This is a genomic window from Thiolapillus sp. (genome assembly GCF_048562965.1).
Taxonomy (GTDB): domain Bacteria; phylum Pseudomonadota; class Gammaproteobacteria; order Chromatiales; family Chromatiaceae; genus Thiolapillus; species Thiolapillus brandeum_A.
This window is the reverse complement of record NZ_JBHNMF010000635.1, coordinates 1-1,765: the sequence shown is the minus strand read 5'-3', so window position 1 is coordinate 1,765 and position 1,765 is coordinate 1. Positions and strand designations below refer to the sequence as shown.

Annotated in this window: 3 protein-coding genes; all 3 read right to left on the bottom strand. The window is 54.3% G+C overall.

All coding sequences use genetic code 11. From position 1 onward, the window contains the following. Positions 1-55: 55 nt before the first annotated feature. Positions 56-217, bottom strand: a complete 162-nt coding sequence (locus ACOCD2_RS18620; protein WP_294031117.1) for a hypothetical protein — start codon at positions 215-217, stop codon at positions 56-58. After that, complete coding sequence (locus ACOCD2_RS18615) at positions 214-1,134, bottom strand: Kiwa anti-phage protein KwaB-like domain-containing protein (RefSeq protein ID WP_293649118.1); 921 nt, start codon at positions 1,132-1,134, stop codon at positions 214-216. Before ACOCD2_RS18615 ends, ACOCD2_RS18620 begins: the two co-directional genes overlap by 4 nt. Next, a partial coding sequence (locus ACOCD2_RS18610) for a hypothetical protein (RefSeq protein WP_305801807.1) occupies positions 1,131-1,765 on the bottom strand: 635 nt, incomplete at its 5' end. The genes ACOCD2_RS18610 and ACOCD2_RS18615, both read right to left, overlap by 4 nt.

The window sequence follows — 1,765 nt, the reverse complement described above, 5'->3', positions numbered from 1 at the left end:
TCGGAGAGCCAGTTCAGGCAGGCGGTTTCGAGGTCATTTTCCAGCATGAGTGTCGTTACTCGGCAGCATCTTCCGGTTGATTGACACGGATTTTACCGGATATGAGACGGAGAGGAGGGTGTCGCTTCACTACATCTCTAAACCTAACCAGCAAATCTCTGGCTGACAGCGAAGGCCGAGTCGATTTTGGGGACTGGGATGTCCCAAAATCTATCACGAGGTCGAAGACACACTTGAACTATTGGTCTTCCTCCGGCTCCCGGCCAGATAGTGCTCCGGTTTATCCTTTACGAGGGATACCTCATACCGTCTTCGGTCCAAGACTTCGAGGAACCCCATCTCGTGACCTTCCAAGACGGTAATCTTCCCTTTCGATTCCTTGACATCGACACCGGTACACTCGCAGAGGCGTTTCAGGGCTGCCTTGTCGATATTCTTCGTCTCCTCTTGCGCCCGGATCGAAGCCAGATAGCGAGCGGCGCGCGGACGCTTGCTTGCGTATTTCTCGATCCCGTCTAAGTCAACGAAAGGTAGGTCTTTCTGGATGGACTTCATGTTCTCTGGCACCGCGTTCAGGATCGCCTCTTGGAGCTTCCCGGCAAACTCAAAGCCGCTAGGCCGCAGGATATGCACGTTCGCCGAATCGACGAGAAGATCGAAATCGTTGTCCAGCTTGAATACGGTGTCCTCGATGATCTTCAGCGTGTCGTCCAGCACGCGAATCAGGCGCTTCTTCAATACGCCCTTGAACTGGGATGCCCGGCGCAGGGCGGTCAGACGACGCTTCTTATTGTCCGTCAGGCGAGTGAAGTAGCAAAAGATATTGGATGGATCGCCGGGCACGGCGATATTCAAGTTCGTTGCATCGTGCAGTTCCCGAACCCCCTTTGCCAGATCATTGCCGATAGGGAGGTAGAGGTACTCGATGCTCCCATGCTTTTCCGATGGCTGATACCTTGTGGGTCCCGTATCGTCTCTCTGCATTACATCCCAAGTTGCCTGCACCATCTCATGCAACGCGGTCTGTACTTCTGCATCCACGGGAACAACCACAAAGGTTTGCTCGTTACCGTCATCAATGCCTACACCGAACTCCGTGACGATCACGTCATCCAGATCGAACTTCAATTTCACGTCTCCGCCTCCATATATACGGTATCGCTCAAACGGTAGACGACAAGTTGGCCGCCGGGGGCAAGGTTGACACAGCGCGTGATAAGAGCGTAGCGTTCCTTGCCGGAGAGCGGGTTACCGTCGGCTGGTGGATACACTGTGAAGACATGATAGCCGAGCACCGCAAAGATCAGGTTCATGTAGTGCAGATTCAGGTGCCAGAACAAAAACACGATGAAACCCAGTGCCGCCACCGTTGCACTCAAACCTCGCCATGAGCCTAAATCTTCCGAGTAGAACGGCAAAAGCATCGCAAAGAGATAGACGAGGACGTGGTCTCGGTGGTCCTCGGCCTTCCCGACCGTGAGATTGCGCTTATCCGCCTGCTTTTTGGCCGTGCGGATGCGCAACCAGAGGAATACATTGGGCAGGATGACCATCATCGCAAAGAAAGTGACGAACCAGAGGTCTGGGATCAGGCTGTTGCCACGGATCGCCCACAGTATGAAGAGCGGCGAAATGCTGCTGAGCACCATCAGCAACCGAGCGGTCTTGAGGCCCTCTTGGTGTTTGGGTGAAGGTGCGGCCATCAGGCAACCTTCCCGAGGAAGCGCTCGAAATCCTTGATTCGCAGTTCGCCGGAGATGAGTTT